18 protein-coding genes are annotated in these 16,590 nt (G+C 43.5%); 8 read left to right on the forward strand and 10 right to left on the reverse strand.

All coding sequences use genetic code 11. The annotated features are described in order from the left end of the window. Positions 1–17: 17 nt before the first annotated feature. The gene (locus tag B0E43_RS16325) at positions 18–755 is read right to left on the reverse strand and encodes an electron transfer flavoprotein subunit beta/FixA family protein (protein ID WP_077351692.1); all 738 of its coding nucleotides are present in this window, start codon (positions 753–755) and stop codon (positions 18–20) included. Between the two features lie 74 nt (positions 756–829). Here B0E43_RS16325 and B0E43_RS16330 point away from each other — a divergent pair, with 74 nt between their 5' ends. After that, a complete protein-coding gene (locus B0E43_RS16330) occupies positions 830–1,162 on the forward strand; it encodes an enzyme of heme biosynthesis (RefSeq protein ID WP_077351694.1) in 333 nt (110 codons plus the stop codon). Between the two features lie 98 nt (positions 1,163–1,260). Then, positions 1,261–1,752, forward strand: coding sequence for a hypothetical protein (locus B0E43_RS16335; protein WP_077351696.1), 492 nt, complete (start codon positions 1,261–1,263; stop codon positions 1,750–1,752). Here B0E43_RS16335 and B0E43_RS16340 read toward each other — a convergent pair. The 3 genes from B0E43_RS16340 to B0E43_RS16350 all read right to left on the reverse strand — a co-directional run bounded on the left by B0E43_RS16340 (position 1,742) and on the right by B0E43_RS16350 (position 5,116). After that, a complete protein-coding gene (locus B0E43_RS16340) occupies positions 1,742–2,740 on the reverse strand; it encodes a zinc-binding dehydrogenase (RefSeq protein WP_077351698.1) in 999 nt (332 codons plus the stop codon). The genes B0E43_RS16335 and B0E43_RS16340 overlap by 11 nt on opposite strands. Positions 2,741–2,746: 6 nt before the next feature. After that, complete coding sequence (dnaB, locus tag B0E43_RS16345) at positions 2,747–4,333, reverse strand: replicative DNA helicase (protein WP_077351700.1); 1,587 nt, start codon at positions 4,331–4,333, stop codon at positions 2,747–2,749. Positions 4,334–4,423: 90 nt separating this feature from the next. After that, the gene (locus tag B0E43_RS16350; RefSeq protein WP_077351702.1) at positions 4,424–5,116 is read right to left on the reverse strand and encodes a lycopene cyclase domain-containing protein; all 693 of its coding nucleotides are present in this window, start codon (positions 5,114–5,116) and stop codon (positions 4,424–4,426) included. Positions 5,117–5,254: 138 nt separating this feature from the next. On the opposite strand from B0E43_RS16350, the gene murC reads away from it, so the two are divergent. Both murC and B0E43_RS16360 read left to right on the forward strand, forming a co-directional pair. After that, entirely contained in the window at positions 5,255–6,622 is a 1,368-nt protein-coding gene (murC, locus tag B0E43_RS16355; protein ID WP_077351704.1) for a UDP-N-acetylmuramate--L-alanine ligase, read from the forward strand. Continuing rightward, positions 6,612–7,418, forward strand: a complete 807-nt coding sequence (locus B0E43_RS16360; RefSeq protein ID WP_077351706.1) for a 3'-5' exonuclease — start codon at positions 6,612–6,614, stop codon at positions 7,416–7,418. The genes murC and B0E43_RS16360 overlap by 11 nt, the downstream gene beginning before the upstream one ends. Before the next feature lie 69 nt (positions 7,419–7,487). On the opposite strand, the gene B0E43_RS16365 is transcribed toward B0E43_RS16360, so the two are convergent. Continuing rightward, entirely contained in the window at positions 7,488–8,276 is a 789-nt protein-coding gene (locus B0E43_RS16365; protein ID WP_077351708.1) for a M48 family metallopeptidase, read from the reverse strand. Positions 8,277–8,369: 93 nt separating this feature from the next. Between B0E43_RS16365 and B0E43_RS16370 the strand changes: the two genes are divergently transcribed. Continuing rightward, on the forward strand, positions 8,370–8,876 hold the full coding sequence (locus tag B0E43_RS16370; RefSeq protein ID WP_077351710.1) for a DUF4442 domain-containing protein: 507 nt from the start codon (positions 8,370–8,372) through the stop codon (positions 8,874–8,876). Here B0E43_RS16370 and B0E43_RS16375 read toward each other — a convergent pair. Then, positions 8,873–9,604, reverse strand: a complete 732-nt coding sequence (locus B0E43_RS16375) for a hypothetical protein (protein ID WP_077351712.1) — start codon at positions 9,602–9,604, stop codon at positions 8,873–8,875. The genes B0E43_RS16370 and B0E43_RS16375 overlap by 4 nt on opposite strands. 256 nt (positions 9,605–9,860) lie before the next feature. Here B0E43_RS16375 and B0E43_RS16380 point away from each other — a divergent pair, with 256 nt between their 5' ends. Continuing rightward, positions 9,861–10,739, forward strand: a complete 879-nt coding sequence (locus B0E43_RS16380; RefSeq protein ID WP_077351714.1) for a glutamate--tRNA ligase family protein — start codon at positions 9,861–9,863, stop codon at positions 10,737–10,739. Between the two features lie 59 nt (positions 10,740–10,798). Here B0E43_RS16380 and B0E43_RS16385 read toward each other — a convergent pair whose 3' ends face one another. From B0E43_RS16385 to B0E43_RS16400, 4 genes are all read right to left on the reverse strand, one after another. Then, complete coding sequence (locus B0E43_RS16385; protein WP_077351716.1) at positions 10,799–12,283, reverse strand: S10 family peptidase; 1,485 nt, start codon at positions 12,281–12,283, stop codon at positions 10,799–10,801. Between the two features lie 78 nt (positions 12,284–12,361). Beyond that, positions 12,362–13,090, reverse strand: coding sequence for a potassium channel family protein (locus tag B0E43_RS16390; RefSeq protein ID WP_077351718.1), 729 nt, complete (start codon positions 13,088–13,090; stop codon positions 12,362–12,364). Position 13,091: 1 nt separating this feature from the next. Beyond that, positions 13,092–13,892 (reverse strand): PhzF family phenazine biosynthesis protein, encoded by an 801-nt coding sequence (locus tag B0E43_RS16395; RefSeq protein ID WP_077351720.1) that lies wholly within the window; start codon positions 13,890–13,892, stop codon positions 13,092–13,094. 3 nt (positions 13,893–13,895) lie between these two features. Continuing rightward, positions 13,896–14,411 (reverse strand): DinB family protein, encoded by a 516-nt coding sequence (locus tag B0E43_RS16400; protein ID WP_077351722.1) that lies wholly within the window; start codon positions 14,409–14,411, stop codon positions 13,896–13,898. Between the two features lie 67 nt (positions 14,412–14,478). Between B0E43_RS16400 and B0E43_RS16405 the strand changes: the two genes are divergently transcribed. Both B0E43_RS16405 and B0E43_RS16410 read left to right on the forward strand, forming a co-directional pair. Then, the gene (locus B0E43_RS16405) at positions 14,479–15,825 is read left to right on the forward strand and encodes a M20/M25/M40 family metallo-hydrolase (protein ID WP_077351724.1); all 1,347 of its coding nucleotides are present in this window, start codon (positions 14,479–14,481) and stop codon (positions 15,823–15,825) included. Between the two features lie 108 nt (positions 15,826–15,933). After that, positions 15,934–16,482, forward strand: coding sequence for a ferritin (locus B0E43_RS16410; RefSeq protein WP_077351726.1), 549 nt, complete (start codon positions 15,934–15,936; stop codon positions 16,480–16,482). Positions 16,483–16,590: the final 108 nt, after the last annotated feature.

Raw genomic sequence — 16,590 nt, forward strand, 5'->3', positions numbered from 1 at the left:
GATTTAAAAAAAATGAGTTAAAGTACTTTTGCTTCGTTTTTAAGCAGTTTTACCAGCTCGGATACATTGTCTTTGTCGACAAGTTTTACTGATCCTTTGGCTGGAGGCAATTGAAAGCTAACCGCTTCAGCCTGGGTTTCCTGGGAGATTGGCTCCACTACTTTCAAAGGCTTGGTACGGGCAGACATGATCCCTCTCATATTTGGAATTTTCCATTCTGCTATCGGCTCCTGGCATCCGGCAATCAATGGCAATTGGGCTTCAAGGTATTCTTTTCCACCTTCGATTTCTCTGGCCATTTTCACCGTGGTACCTTCAACCTCCAATTTCATAACCGGAGAAAAAGAAGGCATTCCGAGCAATTCACCAACCATCCCGTGCACCATTCCTCCATTGAAATCGATCGATTCACGGCCCATAAGAATCAAATCATATCCGCCTTCCTTGGCATAATGTGCAATTTGTTTTGCTACGAAAAAGGAATCCTTTGGTAAAGAATTGACCCGGATCGCGTCATCTGCTCCAATTGCAAGTGATTTTCTCAAAGTTGGTTCTGTCTCGGCTTCTCCCACGTTTAAAGCAGTCAGGGTACCTCCGGTCTGATCTCTAAGTTCAACAGCCCTAGCTAATGCATAATCGTCGTATGGGCCGATAATAAACTGAACTCCTGTCGTATCAAACTTGGTATTGTTGGCAGTAAACTGAATCTTGGAAGTCGTATCCGGTACATGTGTGATACAAACAAGAATCTTCATTGGTTTAGAGTTAGATTATTTTAGATTTATTTCGCGTGAAAATAACAGGCTACCGCTAATTAAAAAAACTATTCATGGCCAATTTGGACAGACTTCAGATACTCCGGGACTTTATTAAAGAGGAACCGGAAAACCCCTTCAATTATTATGCTTTGGCTTTGGAACTTCGGGATAAAGACCGGGAAGAGGCAGAGGATCTGTTCAGCTTTTTATTGTTAAACCATTCGGACTACCTTCCTGTTTACTTTCCTGCCGCACATTTTTTTGGGGAGCATGACCAAATCCAAAAAAGTCGGGAAATTTTTGAAAAAGGGATTGTTTTGGCTGAATTTCAAAAAGAAGAAAAAACGCTGAAAGAACTTAAAAATGCCTTTCAGAACTTTCTCTTTGAGAATGACCTGGATTGATTATCCTGTGAAAATCCCGTTTTTAAATTAGGATTGAATGAATTGAAAATCAATTTCTTAAATTGAAATTCTCAAAAAAAATCGAATCTTCTTTTCATATGATCACCCAAAAAGAAATGCTTGCCCACTTTTTACCCCTGATGGAAGCGCAGGGAAAACGCTATAAAAAGAAAAGTCTGATCCGCGCCAAAAAAGCTGAACCGGGTCTGGAAGTTGTGACCCGAACAAGTGACGGATATGAAACCAAAAATACGGCTGAAAAAGGTGACTGGCTGGTCGAAAACCAAACCTCTGCCAAAGAAAGCTATCTGATCAAGGCTGAGACTTTTGAGAAAAAATACGCGCTTATGGACTCCTTAGGGAATGGATGGGGTTGCTATCGCCCGGTCGGAGAAATATACGGATTGAGAGTAAGTGCTGAGGATTTGGAGAACTTTGGCGCCGAGCCCTTGATGGAATTTCAAGCGCCCTGGAAAGAATCGATTGTGGTCAAACCCGGAGACTACTTGGTCATCTCATTGGACCAAAGTGAAATTTATCGGGTTGCCAAGAAAGAGTTTACCGAAACGTATGAAGAAATCAAGGCTTGAGGACGATTTTCCCAAACTGATCCCCAGCTTTCATCAGATCAAAAGCTTTGACTGCATTTTCAAATGTGAAAATCTGGTCAACAACTGGTCGAATCTTTTTTTCCTCTACCAATGCAATCATATTTTGAAAATCCTGATCTGAACCCATGGTTGAGCCCATGATTTTAAGTTGATTCCAATACACTTTTCTAGCTTCCAGTTTATTGGGTAGCCCCATTGTTGCACCGTAGAGCACAATTCTTCCCCCAGGTTTGCAAACATGGATCAACTGGTTGATCGAATCCCCTGCTGCTCCATCAATGATTACATCAAACCCATCAGTGGCATTTAGTGCCTTTTCAGTCCAGTCCGGTTCGAGGTAATTAAACCCAAATTCTGCACCTGCAATCATTGCTTTTTCAAGTTTGGAACTGCGGCTGCTGCTGACCGAGAGCGTTGCCCCGATTGCTTTGGCATATTGTGCAGCAAACTGAGCCACTCCTCCTCCTATTCCAGTCACCAAAACCTGGTCACCTGCTTTGGCTTGTCCCTGAAAAATCAATGCACGATAAGCTGTGACACCTGCCAAAGGCAAAGCAGCTGCCTCTTCCCAGCTCAAATGACTAGGCTTTTCAAGCAGCCGATCTAATGGAATTGCTATGAATTCGGCCAAAGTACCGTTTCTGGGCATTCCCAAAATCTGGAATTCCTTGGATTGAGCTCTTTGATCAGCTCCCCAAAACATCGCTGGATTGATGATGACTTCCTTGCCAATCCAGGATGCATGGCTTTCATCACTTACTTTTTCCACCACTCCCGCTCCGTCCGAGCCAAGGACTACCCCATCCGAAAGGTTGGGGTAAAGTCCCTGACGACACCACTCATCCCGGTGATTGAGCGAGGCGGATTTTATTCGAACCAGTGCCTCTCCACTTTTTAACTCAGGATCAGGAACTGTTACGAATTCAATTTTTGAATCAAGTTGGCGATTAAGAACTATTCCCTTCATAGGATTTTAAAACCCTGCTGGTCCATTATCTGATTTGAACACATCATCGATATTATCCTCATTTGCTCTGCTCCCCAGCTTGATGGTTTGTCCGCTGTCGAAGGCTGCAGAGCCTGAAGCACTCGATGTAAACTTATGAGAATAAGACACTTCAGGTGATTGGTTTGAACTATAATTGATTCCTGAATCCAGGTCAGTAAACTTGGTGTATTTGCCGATAAACCGGAGTTTTACATTCTCGAGCGAACCGTTACGGTGCTTAGCGATGATCACTTCACCGACTCCCGCCGTGGAATTGTTGTCTTCATCCTGGGTGATTCCATAATACTCAGGACGGTAAAGGAACATCACCATATCGGCATCTTGCTCTATTGCACCGGATTCTCGAAGATCCGAAAGCTGTGGCCGCTTGTCCCCGCCTCTGGTTTCCACCGCTCTGGACAATTGGGAAAGTGCAATTACAGGAATGCTCAATTCCTTGGCAATTTTCTTCAGTGCTCTGGAAATACTTGCAATTTCCTGTTCACGGTTTCCACCTTGTCCACCGTTTTTTGAATCACCGGACATCAACTGCAAGTAGTCAATCACGACCATTTGGATGTCGTGCTGAGCTTTCAGTTTCCGGCATTTTGCGCGAAGTTCCAAAATTGACAAGGCTGGGGTGTCATCCACAAAAAGCGGTGCTTTGGAAAGTTTGGCTGTTTTATGAACCAATTGCGCCCATTCGTGATCAGCCAGTGAACCCTTTTTGATTTTTTCTGAATCCAGTTCAGCTTCAGATGAAATCAGACGGTTGACCAACTGAACCGAGGACATTTCCAAAGAGAAAATTGCCACCGGCCGGTTGTGATCCACCGCGGCATTTCTCAAAACGGAAAGAACAAAGGCCGTTTTACCCATCGCAGGACGGGCAGCAATGATCACCAAATCGGATTTTTGCCAACCTGAGGTCACCCGATCCAAGGCAGTAAAACCGGAAGGAACACCTGTCAAACCGTCTTTTTGAAGCTTTCTTTTCTCAAGCTCAATGATTGCCTCTCGCATGATAGAACGCATATCGGAGTAGTTTTTTCGGATATTCTTTTCAGAAATTTCGAAAAGAGACTGCTCCATTTTGTCCAAAAGCTCGAAAACGTCGGTAGTATCCTCGAACGCGTCCTTTTGGATTTCTCCGGAAATGCGGATCAACTCACGCTTGATGGATTGCTCGGTGATGATCCTGGCGTGATATTCAATATTTGCCGCCGAAGCCACTTTTGAAGTCAGCTCGGTCACATAAAATGCTCCCCCCGCGATCTCCAAGGCTCCGTTTTTCCGAAGCTGGGTGGTCACTGTCAACAAATCAATCGGCTGACTTTCGGTGAAAAGATCCAAAATCGCCTGAAAAATCACTTTGTGCGAATCCTTGTAGAAACTTTCTACTTTCAGAATATCGATCACATTGGTCAATGCATCTTTTTCAAGCATCAATGCACCAAGAACTGCCTCTTCCAGTTCTACTGCCTGAGGGGGTACTTTACCCAAAAAACCAGTCGGATTGTCGTGAAGTGGCTTTTTTCGGAAGATTCTTGGTTGGTTGGTATTTTCGGTCATATAACAAATGTATCGGCTGGAAAGGAAGAGTTTTAAACAAGTTTTACAATACTTATCAACATACCTCCTTCAGCAAGAATCAGGCCCTGCTCAGGCATTTTTTTTATAATAAACTCCATTTCGATAACCTCTGAACATGGAACAAAGCACCGCCCAGCTGGAATGCCAAAGGATCTCCGAAAGTGGTATTCCTATGATTTTTTGCCCCAAAATAGGTGCATCCAACATCCCATAGGTATCCCAAAAATGAGGATATAGAATCTGAAATGTGATGTAATAAATGACAATGGTAATCGCCATTGTAGCCACTCCGGAAACGATTGAAAGGTAAATCAAGTCCGGTCTTTGGATCCAGATATAAATAGATAAAGCCATGAAAGTCAAAAAGGTAACATAACCGGAGTGAATCTTTAAAACAAGACTAAATACTGTAAGACTAGCACATCCGATCAGCCAGAGGTAAAAGAAATCCTTGTTCCTGGCTTTGGTCTGTCGATCATAATCAATCTCCTTTCGGGTGAAAGAAGAATGGATATATCCGCCAACTCCAAACAGGGCAAAACCAATGATGTAATCTTCAATTCCCACAATCCCAACTCCAAACAAAGTCGGAGGTTTCCAATAATCCTGGAAATACCAAACCTCAGCAATAATACCCATGATCCCTCCCACAGCGCATACTTTGATCATTCCACTTTTCCAGGGATTTTTGATAAAAACCACCAACCAGGCCACCATGTAAAACAGGGAAAGAATCAAATAGGCAAACTTGTCATCCAGCATAATTGAAAAATTTGAGCCCGAAAATAGCCAAAAACCCTCCCCCTCAAAAAATCTCGAAAATGAAAAAAGATTAGACCCTGAGCACCCGCATTTTATTTTTAAGTTTGGCGGATAAAGCTAATCCCTCATTTTTCGATTATGAAAAAATACCACTTCATCGCAATCGGTGGAGCAGTGATGCACAACCTGGCTCTGGCCTTGGTCCAGAAAGGCTATCAGGTAAGCGGTTCTGATGATGAAATCTACGAGCCATCCCGAACACGCTTGGAAAAAGCTGGAATCCTTCCCCCTGCCTATGGTTGGTTTCCTGAAAAAATCACTTCCGATCTGGATGGAATTATCCTGGGAATGCATGCCCGGATAGACAATCCCGAACTGATCAGAGCCCAGGAACTGGGAGTTCAAGTCTATTCTTTTCCGGAATTCATCTACAATCAGAGCCAAAATAAAAAGAGAGTTGTGATAGCAGGTTCACATGGAAAGACCTCCATCACTTCCATGATTCTTCACGTACTTAAGGACCAAAATGTAGATTTTGATTACCTGGTCGGTGCTCAGATTGAAGGTTTTGACCTGATGGTGAGGCTTTCGGATGCTCCTGTCATCGTGATCGAAGGGGATGAATACCTGACTTCACCCATTGACCGAACTCCAAAGTTTTTCCATTACAAGCATGATATTGCTTTGGTCAGTGGGATTGCTTGGGATCACTTCAATGTCTTCCCTGATTTTGAGGATTACAAAGCCCAGTTCTCAAAGTTCATGGATCAGACGCTCAAAACCGGTGAATTGATCTATTGTGATGCGGATGAATTGGTAAAAGAAGCTGCGGAAAAAAGCTTGACCGGTGGTAAAAAAACACCTTATCATGCTCATCCAGCCGAAATCAAGGATGGAATAACCTACCTTCAAACTGATTTAGGCCTTTTGGAAATCGGAATCTTTGGAGAACACAATTTGCAAAATCTGCAGGGAGCGATGGAAGTTTGCCGGGCTTTGGGAGTTTCCACTTCTGAATTCTACCGATCAATTCCATCATTTAAAGGCGCGGCAAAACGCCAGGAAATCCTGGCCACTGGCAAATCCGGGATTTTATTCCGTGACTTTGCACATGCACCATCCAAACTGAAAGCCACAGTCAATGCAGTGAAAAACCAATTTCCAGAGCGGAAATTGGTAGCTGTTCAGGAACTTCACACCTATTCCTCCCTGAACAAGGACTTTCTTCCAAACTATGCCAACTCCATGGATGCGACAGACGTTGCGGTGGTTTATCTCAATCCTCATGCAGTGGCCTTGAAAAAGTTGGAACTCATGGACGAAGCCACACTTCGGGAAGGATTTAAGCGACCGGATTTGATGCTTTTTACCGAAAGTCAGGCTTTAAAAGAGTATCTTTTGACACAGAATTACACCAAAACTAACCTGCTTTTGATGAGTTCAGGAAACTATGACAACCTGGATCTGGAACCTTTAAAAGCAAAATTCAACTCAAATGAAGCTTAATCTAAGAAACGCGATTGCATTTTTTGATCTGGAAGCTACCGGCACCAATGTCGGAACTGACAGAATCGTTGAAATTTCTATCGTAAAACTTCATCCCGATCAAGGTAGGGAAATCTACACCAAACGGGTGAACCCCGGCATTCCAATTCCTTTGGAAGCATCCCTGATCCATGGGATTTACGATAAGGATGTGAAAAACGAACCCTTTTTCAAAGATATCGCCAGGGAAATCCAGCAGTTTATCGGCACTGCCGATTTGGGAGGATTCAATGTCCTGAAGTATGACATTCCCCTTTTGGTCGAGGAGTTTTTGAGATCAGGAATTGATTTTGACCTGGAAAACAGGAATTTACTTGATGCGCAGAAGATCTTTTTCCTGATGGAAAAAAGGAATCTCACATCGGCGTACAAGTTCTATTGCAACAGATCTTTGGAAAATGCACATAGTGCCGAGGCGGATACGCTTGCTACTTTAGATGTTTTTGAGGCGCAGGTGGAGCGATATCAAGGGGAGGAAATTGAGGATCTTCAGGGCAAAAAGGTGGGGATTTTCACCAATGACATGAAGAAAATCCACGAAATGGTCAATGAAAAAATGGTTGATCTTGCTGGGAGATTTGTCTTCAATTCACAGGGTCAGGAGATATTCAACTTTGGCAAGCACAAAGGCAAAACAATCGACCAGGCCCTGAAAGAGGAACCAGGCTATTATGAATGGATGATGAAAGGAGATTTTCCTCTGGATACCAAGCGGAAACTGACTCAAGTGAAGCTGAGAGGGTTTGGGATGAAGTGATTGTCAGTATGCAGTTTTAAGTAGACAGTAAGCAGTTTACAGCGCTGCCTACTGCCTACTTCTAACTTCCTACTTTTTATAGTACTCCAGCGCCTTCGGCATATTGGCGTTCAGCTTTTCAATTCTACGATCCGGGCCAGGGTGAGTAGAAAGAAACTCCGGCGGTGCCGCACCACCTGCGGCGGACATCCTTTCCCAAAAAATAGGCGCTTGACGTGGATCATATCCAGCCATAGCCATGAAAATCAAACCCATCTCATCTGCTTCCAGTTCGTGTTTTCTAGAAAAACTTAGCATTCCCAACTCACTTCCCATACCGACCGACTGAAGCAAAATCTGCTGAGTCATTGTAGGATTTTGACCCAGAGCACTCGAGAAAAGGCTCATTCCCATGTTCATCATCATGCCGTTAGACATCCTTTCACGGGCATGGGATGCCACAGCATGGGCAATTTCATGCCCCATGACTACTGCAATACCGGTCTCATTTTGGGTAATAGGTAGGATTCCTGTATAAAAAGCGACCTTGCCTCCCGGCATACACCAGGCATTGACCTGATCACTTTCCAGCAGGTTAAATTCCCATGCAAAATCATCTACCAAATCCTGGTATCCTTCAGAAACCAAATAGGCTTCAACGGCTTTTGCCATCTTCTGACCCACTCTGACCACTTTTTGGCCATCAGCAGTACTTGTAAGATTTTTACTTGCTGAGGTCGCTTTCTTATATTCCTCATTCACCAAAGGTTGAATCTCGTCATTGGAAACTGTAGCTAGCGCACTTCTACCAGTAAGGGGAACTTTAGCACAGGCATTGGCTAAAAGCCCAATTACAAAAATTAAAACTATCTTTTTCATGGTTGATTATTTTCTTATCAGTTGAAATTCAAAAACGATACCAAGCTAACCGACTCGGTCTAATTTTAGTATTTTGGGTAAAAATCTCCAATCATGGAATCCAAACATTCGGCTCAGAGACTTTCCAAGGCAGCACTTGACTATCAAAAAAAGATGACCAATCCGATAGTCTTTTGGTTTGTCATGTTGGTCAAATTACCCTCAGCAATTTTTTGGCGACTTCGGATCAAAACCCTAACTCCTGAAAAATGCCAGGTCAGCATTCCTTATTTCTGGCGCTCTCAAAACCCTTTCAAATCCATCTACTTCGCAGCTTTGGCAGGTGCCGCAGAATTAAGCACTGGAGCACTTTGTCAATTGGCTTTGGCTGGAAAAGGCCAGTTCAGCATGTTGGTGGTGGATTTTCGGGCAGAATATTTCAAAAAAGCCAATTCTAAAATCACCTTTTCCTGTGAGCAGGGATCTGAATTATTTGATTTGATTGAAGGCATGAAAGTTGGAGAAACAGCTCAACTGACGATGATTTCCACCGGGACAAATCCTTCCGGGGAAATGGTTGCCAGATTTTTTGTCACCTGGTCTTTCAAGCGGAAAAGTTAATGTCCCAGATAGGATTCTATCCGGATAAATTCCTTCAAACTGGCAACTACACGGTCTTTGGACCAATCCAAAAACTCATGCTCCAGATGAAATTCATTGAACCGAATGATCATTTCATCCCAGTCTTTCCGGTCCAACTTGTATGAGGTCATCATTTCATTTCGGATTGAATCAGAATCAATGACCTCCAGGTATCCTTGTCTTCTTTTGATCCATTCCAGGCGCTCTTCATATCTTCTGAGTTGGGTATTTCTCTTGGAAAAATAACTGATCGGGCCATAGATAGCTAATCCGCCGCCGCCATCAGACGTGCCTGTTCCCATGCTTACTTGCTTTGAAAGGCTTTTTTCCGCCTCGGGTTCATTCTCGGCCAAATACAGTTTCCCGTCCTTAAACCTGAATTTATAAGGTTCAGCCTCTACCTGAAAGGTCGGAAGAAGCCTGGCTTTGTCCTGAATTTGAATCAAAAGAAAACGGTCCGAGCCGAGAAGAATGCGCTGGTCTATAAATCCCGGAAAACTCAGAATCAAGGTGTCTCCAGCAGTCCCTTCAAGTGAAAAATATCCCCTCGAATTGGTGATAACACTTTCTTTATTCAAAATGGAAACTGTGACACCTTCCAAATATTTTTTATCAAAAGCGTCCAGTACATTTCCAGAATAGCTGATTTGAGCAATTGCTGAAAATGTAAACAGGAAGAAAACTATCAGGAAAACAGGGACTTTCATCGGATCTGCAAGTTAAGACTTTGAAATCCCAGTCGGAAAAAGTGACCGTTAAAGTAACTTAATGCCCTGGCTTCAAATTGGTCTCGCTCCTATCAATAGGTGTTAAAGCTCGGAAAGGACCAATCCAGAAATAGACTTTTTTCTGTCAATCTGGTTAATTTCGCCGGATGAAATCGAGCTTAACTAAAGCAATACCCGGAGGTATGATAATCAAGAATGCGAGATTCCATGTGACCTATAAAACAATTATCACCACATGACTTTTAGTCTGACCCGAATCGCCCCTACTCCAAGTGGATTTTTGCACCTTGGAAATGCCTATTCCTTTTTGGTTACCAAAGCACTTGCGGAAAAACACGGAACCAAAATCCTACTCCGCATCGATGATTTGGACCGAGAAAGATTTCGGACAGAGTATGTGGAGGACGTTTTTGAGACTCTGGACTTTCTGGAAATCAAAATTGACCAAGGGCCAAAAAACCTCAGAGAATTTGAAACTGAGTGGTCACAGATTCACAGAATGGAGAAATACAGGGAGACATTGGCCAAATTAAAGGCGAGTAGAAAGGTATTTGCCTGTGATTGTTCCCGGAAAAAAATCCAGCAATTGGATCCTTCTGGGTACTATTTGGGCCAATGTCTGGAGCGAAGACTGTCTTTGGAAAAACCAGAAGTTGCTTGGCGCATGGATACCTCAGAGTCTGATTTCCTCCATTTTATGGAATATCCCGATCAACAGAAATCGGCGTTAATTCAGCAGGATTCCATGTTTTACATGGTTCGGAAAAAAGACGGTTTGCCTTCCTATCACCTTTCTTCGCTGGTGGATGATCTACATTTCGGTGTGGATTTAATTGTGAGAGGCAATGATTTATTTCCCTCTTCACTAGCTCAACTAGATCTGGCAAGGAATCTGGATTTGGAAAAATTCAGCCAAATCACTTTTCACCATCATTCTCTAATTCGGGGCCCAAAACAGGAAAAACTCTCCAAGTCTGATGGGGCAACTTCTATTCAATTTTTAAGGAAAGAAGGCAAAAAGCTGACAGATATTTTTGAAATCCTGGGAAAATTAGCAGGAACTGGAGAGCAGGTCACTTCTTTCGAAGAGTTCAAATCGACTATAAAAATTTAGGTCCGAGCAAGATGCCCGGACCCAATTTCAAATTTCAAATTTCAATTTTAATCCTCAAATCACTGGTATTTCGCCGGCTGATTGGGCTCAACTGAAGACTTCTGGATAAACACACGGATATCCTCATTGGATGTCGCCAGGTCTTCAGCTCTCAAATACATCATATGGCCTGATCGGTACCCTTTGAAATCAATTCTATCCTTCATTTTGCCATTTGGATCAATGTGCCAAGTGCTGTATTTCGCATTGAAATAGTCCGTGCCTCCGTCAAAATAACCGGATTGAACCATCAAATGCAGGTAAGGATTCTGACGCATGGCAGTTCCCAAGTCGTATCCAGTGGTTTCATTGGTTCTGTCCCAAGGGTGCACCGGACCGAATAAATTGTAAGTCAGATCCGTATTAAACTTCAGGACATTTTTCGCATAAATCTGGAAAGCCGGAGCAAAAGCATGATTCCAGCTGGTCAATGCCGGATCAAAGTCATAAGAGTCTCCGCCTTCCATTCTGTCAAAGCCTTTGTATCGGCTATCCAGACGGCCAATGGTCATTCCGTCACGCTCTCTCAACAATTCTTTCCAGAAAAAGCCGGTAGGAACCATCAGGTTATACTCCAGAATGGACTCCTTACTCAAACCTGAATAATAGGCCATTTTCGTGGCGATTGCATTTCTTTCTGAATCGGATAACAAGCCTCCCTTACTCATGGCTGGCAGGACTTCATTTAGGGCAAAAGGCTCTACGATTGCCAGCAATTCATCCAAATCCTTGCTTTGAAGATCTGCTGGGAGCGCTTTGTGATACCAAGCTGTTGCGGCATAGTAGGGCCAGTAATTCGCCATTTTCACCGGACCTCCGCGCTCAATTCCCATGTCGGTCGGCGACACCAAAATCACTCCGTTGAAGTACATCCAGTGGGAATTTTGCAACTGCGAAACCAAACCAGCCACTCGCGTCGTGCCGTAGCTTTCCCCGATCAGATATTTTGGAGAGGCCCAACGGTTAACACGTGTCACGAAGGTATTTACCCAATCCGCCAAGTATTTGATGTCAGAATTGATTCCAAAAAAGGTCGCTTTCGGAGTATCCTCTTTTACAATTCTGGAATATCCCGTGTTTACAGGATCGATATAGACAATGTCCGCAACATCCAGGATAGAATGTGGATTCGCTTTGGTTCCATAAGGCTGTACCGGGTAGCCTTCCTCATCGATATTCAGGATCACCGGACCGGTATAAGCCAAATGCATCCAAATCGAGGCGGAGCCCGGACCGCCATTGAAACTGATCACCAAGGGTCGCTTGGCTTTATCAGTGATGTCAGTCCTTTCGTAGTAAGTGTAAAAAAGAGAGGCAATCGGGTCTCCTTTCTCATCCCAGACCGGTTGGGTTCCGGCTGTGGCTTTGTACGGAACCCTTTTTCCTTTAATGGTTACTTCCGAGGTAGTTTCGACTTTGGATTCCACTTCGATCTTCCGTTCAGTCTGTGCCCAGGTCAGCCCATAGCACACCAAAAACAAAATGCTTAGGTAAATTTTTCTCATAGGTAGTTTTCTAAGTTCATTCAAAAAATAGGGAGGAAATCTGATTCCTTAAGCCGGAATTTACAGGAGTGGAAATTCTCAGGCATTTTCCCTAGTACTCGAACCCACCAGTTTGGCAATTACAACTGCTGGGTAAAGTACTCCGGTAGTCGAAAGCATCACTGCCAGCATTTTGGACATAATATTGACAGGGGTGTAATCACCAAAACCAACTGTTGTGAGGGAAACCAAACTGAAATAAATGTAGGTCGAAAAATCCTGGTCTATTCCTGACAGTTCTTTGACTGGAATATCCTTGGAAATACCAGAAATAGAGGACCCCAGGCTGATCTGGATCACTTCCAAAGCAAAGGCCCCAAGGATTGCCACCAATAAATAGACGTTGATAGCCCCGATAATACGATACAGATTAATCTCATAATTCCTGAATAACAACCTGATATTCAGAAAAATAAAAACAAGCATGTTAAGCAAACCTATCAGCCGCTCGAGAAAGTAATATTCAACGGGAAGATTGCTGAGGCGAAGAATCCTAAGTACCAGTTGTGTGAAAAATAAAATCGTAGTAAGTGAGATAAGCAGCTTATTGTCAGAGGACCATATTCCCGTAAAAAACAGGAAAAGGAACACAAAGTTTACAAAAAGCATGTTGACATGTCCGTAATCAATCAGAATCGGTAAAATGAATACCGTAAAAACCAAAGCGATTAAGAGAACAACAAAACTGGCATCATTCAGCCAATAGTCCGTGAATTTCTTCAATGCTCTTTTTACGCGGTGAGGATGGGAAACTGCCTTATGTTCCATTTCAAGAATTTATTTCCAATGTACCAACCAAAACCCGAACTGCATTTCCCCGGATCAAAACACGGTCATCATGTTTTTCAAGGAAAAGCTTCCCCCCTCTTTTACTTGCCTGATAGGCTTTGAGCTGTGTTTTTCCGGTTTTTTGATTCCAATAATCCATCAAAGCACAATGTGCAAAGCCCGTCACAGGATCTTCCGAAACGCCGACATTCGGACCAAAAAAACGGCTCACAATATCATACACCCCTTCACCTCTGGCTGTGACAATAAATCCTTCCTCGCTGTTTTCAGCAATCTCTCCAAAATGTGGTATTAGTTCCCTGACAGCCTTTTCGCTTTCCAATTCAAAAATCCAATTCCTTCTCAGCTGTGCGGCCTGGACGATTCTTTTTCCAAAGAGCTCCGAACTGAACTTTGGATGTGTATCCGAAAATGTCGGAATCAATGGGAAATCCATCGTCAGCATATCACCTTCACCGGTAACTTTTAGCTCCCCGCTTCTAGTTTCAAACCGGATCACTTGGCCCTCATGTGCCCAGCCGGATTGTAGCATCCAAAAAGCCGATGCCAAGGTCGCATGTCCGCAGAGGTCAATTTCCAAGGTCGGGGTAAACCACCTCAGGGAAAAAACGCCGTGCTCGGAAGTTTTTTCCACAAAAGCTGTCTCACTCAGATTCATCTCCATGGCGATGGATTGCATTTGTTCTGCCGAAAGAGTCTCTTCAAGAAGGCATACTCCTGCCGGATTGCCAGAAAATGGCTTATCCGTAAAGGCATCGATTACTGAAATGGGGATTCTCATCGGTTAATATCTCTCTTTGAAGATTCTAAAATGGTGGGTGAAATGTCCCGGAATGATCCAAAACAAGGCCCTTGGAGTAATTGGATTGCCGTTGGCTGTACCGACATTGTCAATCACACTTTCATTCAAAGTGCTGATCAAAGTCAATAGAGCCTTTCTTTGAGCTTCGAAATCTTCTAAAAGAAGCTCAACCGGAACCTGCCCAAAACGTGCGTTGAGCACATACGGGTCCTGATCAAATCCGGGAAGGGAATTTTTTTCGCCTCTAGCAAAACACAAGGCACGAAAAGTCATGATGCGTTCTGTATCGATCATATGGCCCAAAACCTCCTTTGGAGTCCACTTTCCTTCGGCATAGGGCTTTTCACTCCACTCCTGTCCCTTTGATTGGAAAAGTTCCTTAAGATCCTTTACCTGCTGAAGGATCAGGTCTGTAAAATTTGCATCCGGTACCTTGGAGATGTAAGTGTCGAAGTAAGCCGAGTACTCGCCTTTTTTGGGAAGTGAAAATGTGTTCATGTAAAAATTACGTTGGGTTAAAACCTTATGGGATAAATTTAGGGTTAAGCTTAAAACCAAACTCACCATGCGCAAAATATTATTCACCCTTTTTCTGGGACTTATCGGTTGGAGTGCAATTGCCCAAACAACCATCAACCGAAATCCGGCAATTGAAAAGTTAGTCCTTGAGGTTTCAGCAGATTCTCTCAAAAAATACATCTACGATCTTTCGGCTTTCAATACCCGACATACCTTGAGCACTGATGAAAAAAATGGCATGCCTTCATCCCAGCGCTACGTTTTATCCAAGTTCAACATTTTTGCAAAAGCATCCAATGGACGCATGACTGCCGAAATTGAAGAATTTGTCATTCCTGCTGATGGACGAAGAATCACCTCGGATTCAAAAGTTGCCAATGTAATCGCCACGCTCAAAGGCACCAACCCAGCTGATAACCGGATTTTCATTGTTTCGGGACACCTCGATTCCCGAAACAAAGATGTCATGGATTCTACTGGCGGAGCTCCCGGAGCCAATGACGATGGTAGCGGCGTTGCAGCTGTGATCGAACTCGCGAGAGTCATGGCCAAAATGGAGTTTTCGGCAACCATTCTGTTTGTTGCATTTACCGGGGAAGAACAAGGGCTCAAAGGCGCAACTTACCTCGCAGACAAAGCCAAATCTGAAGGTTGGAACATTGCCGGTGTGCTAAACAATGACATTGTCGGAAACAGCAATTCCTCTGAAACCAATATCAGCGACAACACCAAGCTCCGTGTATTCTCGGAAACTATTCCCCTGGCAGAAGACGAGCAGCAGGCAGCACTCCGCCGATCCACCAATGCAGACAACGATAGCAAATCCCGTCAGCTCGCCAGATACATCAAAGAAGTGGGTGAACTCTATGTAGACCAAATGGAGATCAAATTAATCTACAGAAGTGATCGATTTCTGCGTGGTGGAGACCAGACTCCATTTTTTAGAAATGGATTTACTGCGGTCCGGATGTCCGAAATGAACGAAAACTTCTACCACCAGCATGAAAATGTCCGGGTAGAAAATGGTATCCAGTACGGTGATTTGCCGGAATTCATGGATTTTGAATACCTGAGAAAAGTCTCTGCTGTAAACCTGGCCGCCGCAGCTTCCCTAGCCAATTCTGCAGGTATGCCTGAAGAAGTGAAAATTGATGTCCGCGGATTAAGCAACAAATCAATTTTACTATGGAAAGCACCATCAATCGGAAAAGCAAAAGGCTATTACGTGTTGATGCGTGAGACTTCTTCACCGATGTGGGAAAAGAAATTCTTTACTACCGAGACGACCTTGACTCTACCCTATTCCAAGGACAATTACTTCTTTGCAGTACAGTCGGTCACTGAGACTGGGGAGGAAAGTCTTGCTGTGTTTCCTGTTCCGATTTCCAGATAATTGCTTTCTCACTTAATTAAATCAATTCTAAATTTTCTTCCTTAAATCAAAAACGGGGACAAATTGACTCTTGATTTCGTTAAGTTTAAGTACTAAATTTTATCAACTATGAAACAGAAAGAAATCGTAACGCTACAGCGTTCCCTACTTCCCGATACAGAAGCTCTACTCAATAAGCAAGTGGAAATGGAGGGCAAGTCCTCTGCTTATTACCTATCTATGGCTTCTTGGTGCCACATGATGGGCTATGCAAACGGCGCCAAATACCTCTACACCCATGCTGATGAGGAAAGAATGCATATGATGAAAATCTTCCAGTATGTGAACGAGGCAGGAGGACATGCTATTCAGCCCGAAATCACCGGAATCAGACATAATTTCAACTCACTGAGAGAGGTTTTTGAATTGATTTTGGAACACGAAATCAAGGTGACAAAATCCATCAATAGCATCGTCGATCATGCCTTTTCTGTAAAAGATTTCGCAACCTTCAGTTTCATGCAATGGTATGTGACCGAACAGCGGGAAGAGGAAACGATGTCAAGAAGAGCCTTGGAGCTTTTCGAAATCATCGGAGAAGAAGGAATTGGCCTTTGGACTATCGATCAGGAACTGGGCAAGCTTCATGCTGCTGCAGGCAAAGAAACAGGTGAATAAAAATCAATAGTGCACTTTTTGAAAAAGCGGTTCTGGATTATTTCCGGACCGCTTTCTTTTTTTCAATCCTGGTAGAACAACCCTTGAAGATTTTGGAGGGATCCCTAA

This window comes from Algoriphagus sp. A40 (assembly GCF_002002735.1).
Taxonomy (GTDB): Bacteria; Bacteroidota; Bacteroidia; order Cytophagales; family Cyclobacteriaceae; genus Algoriphagus.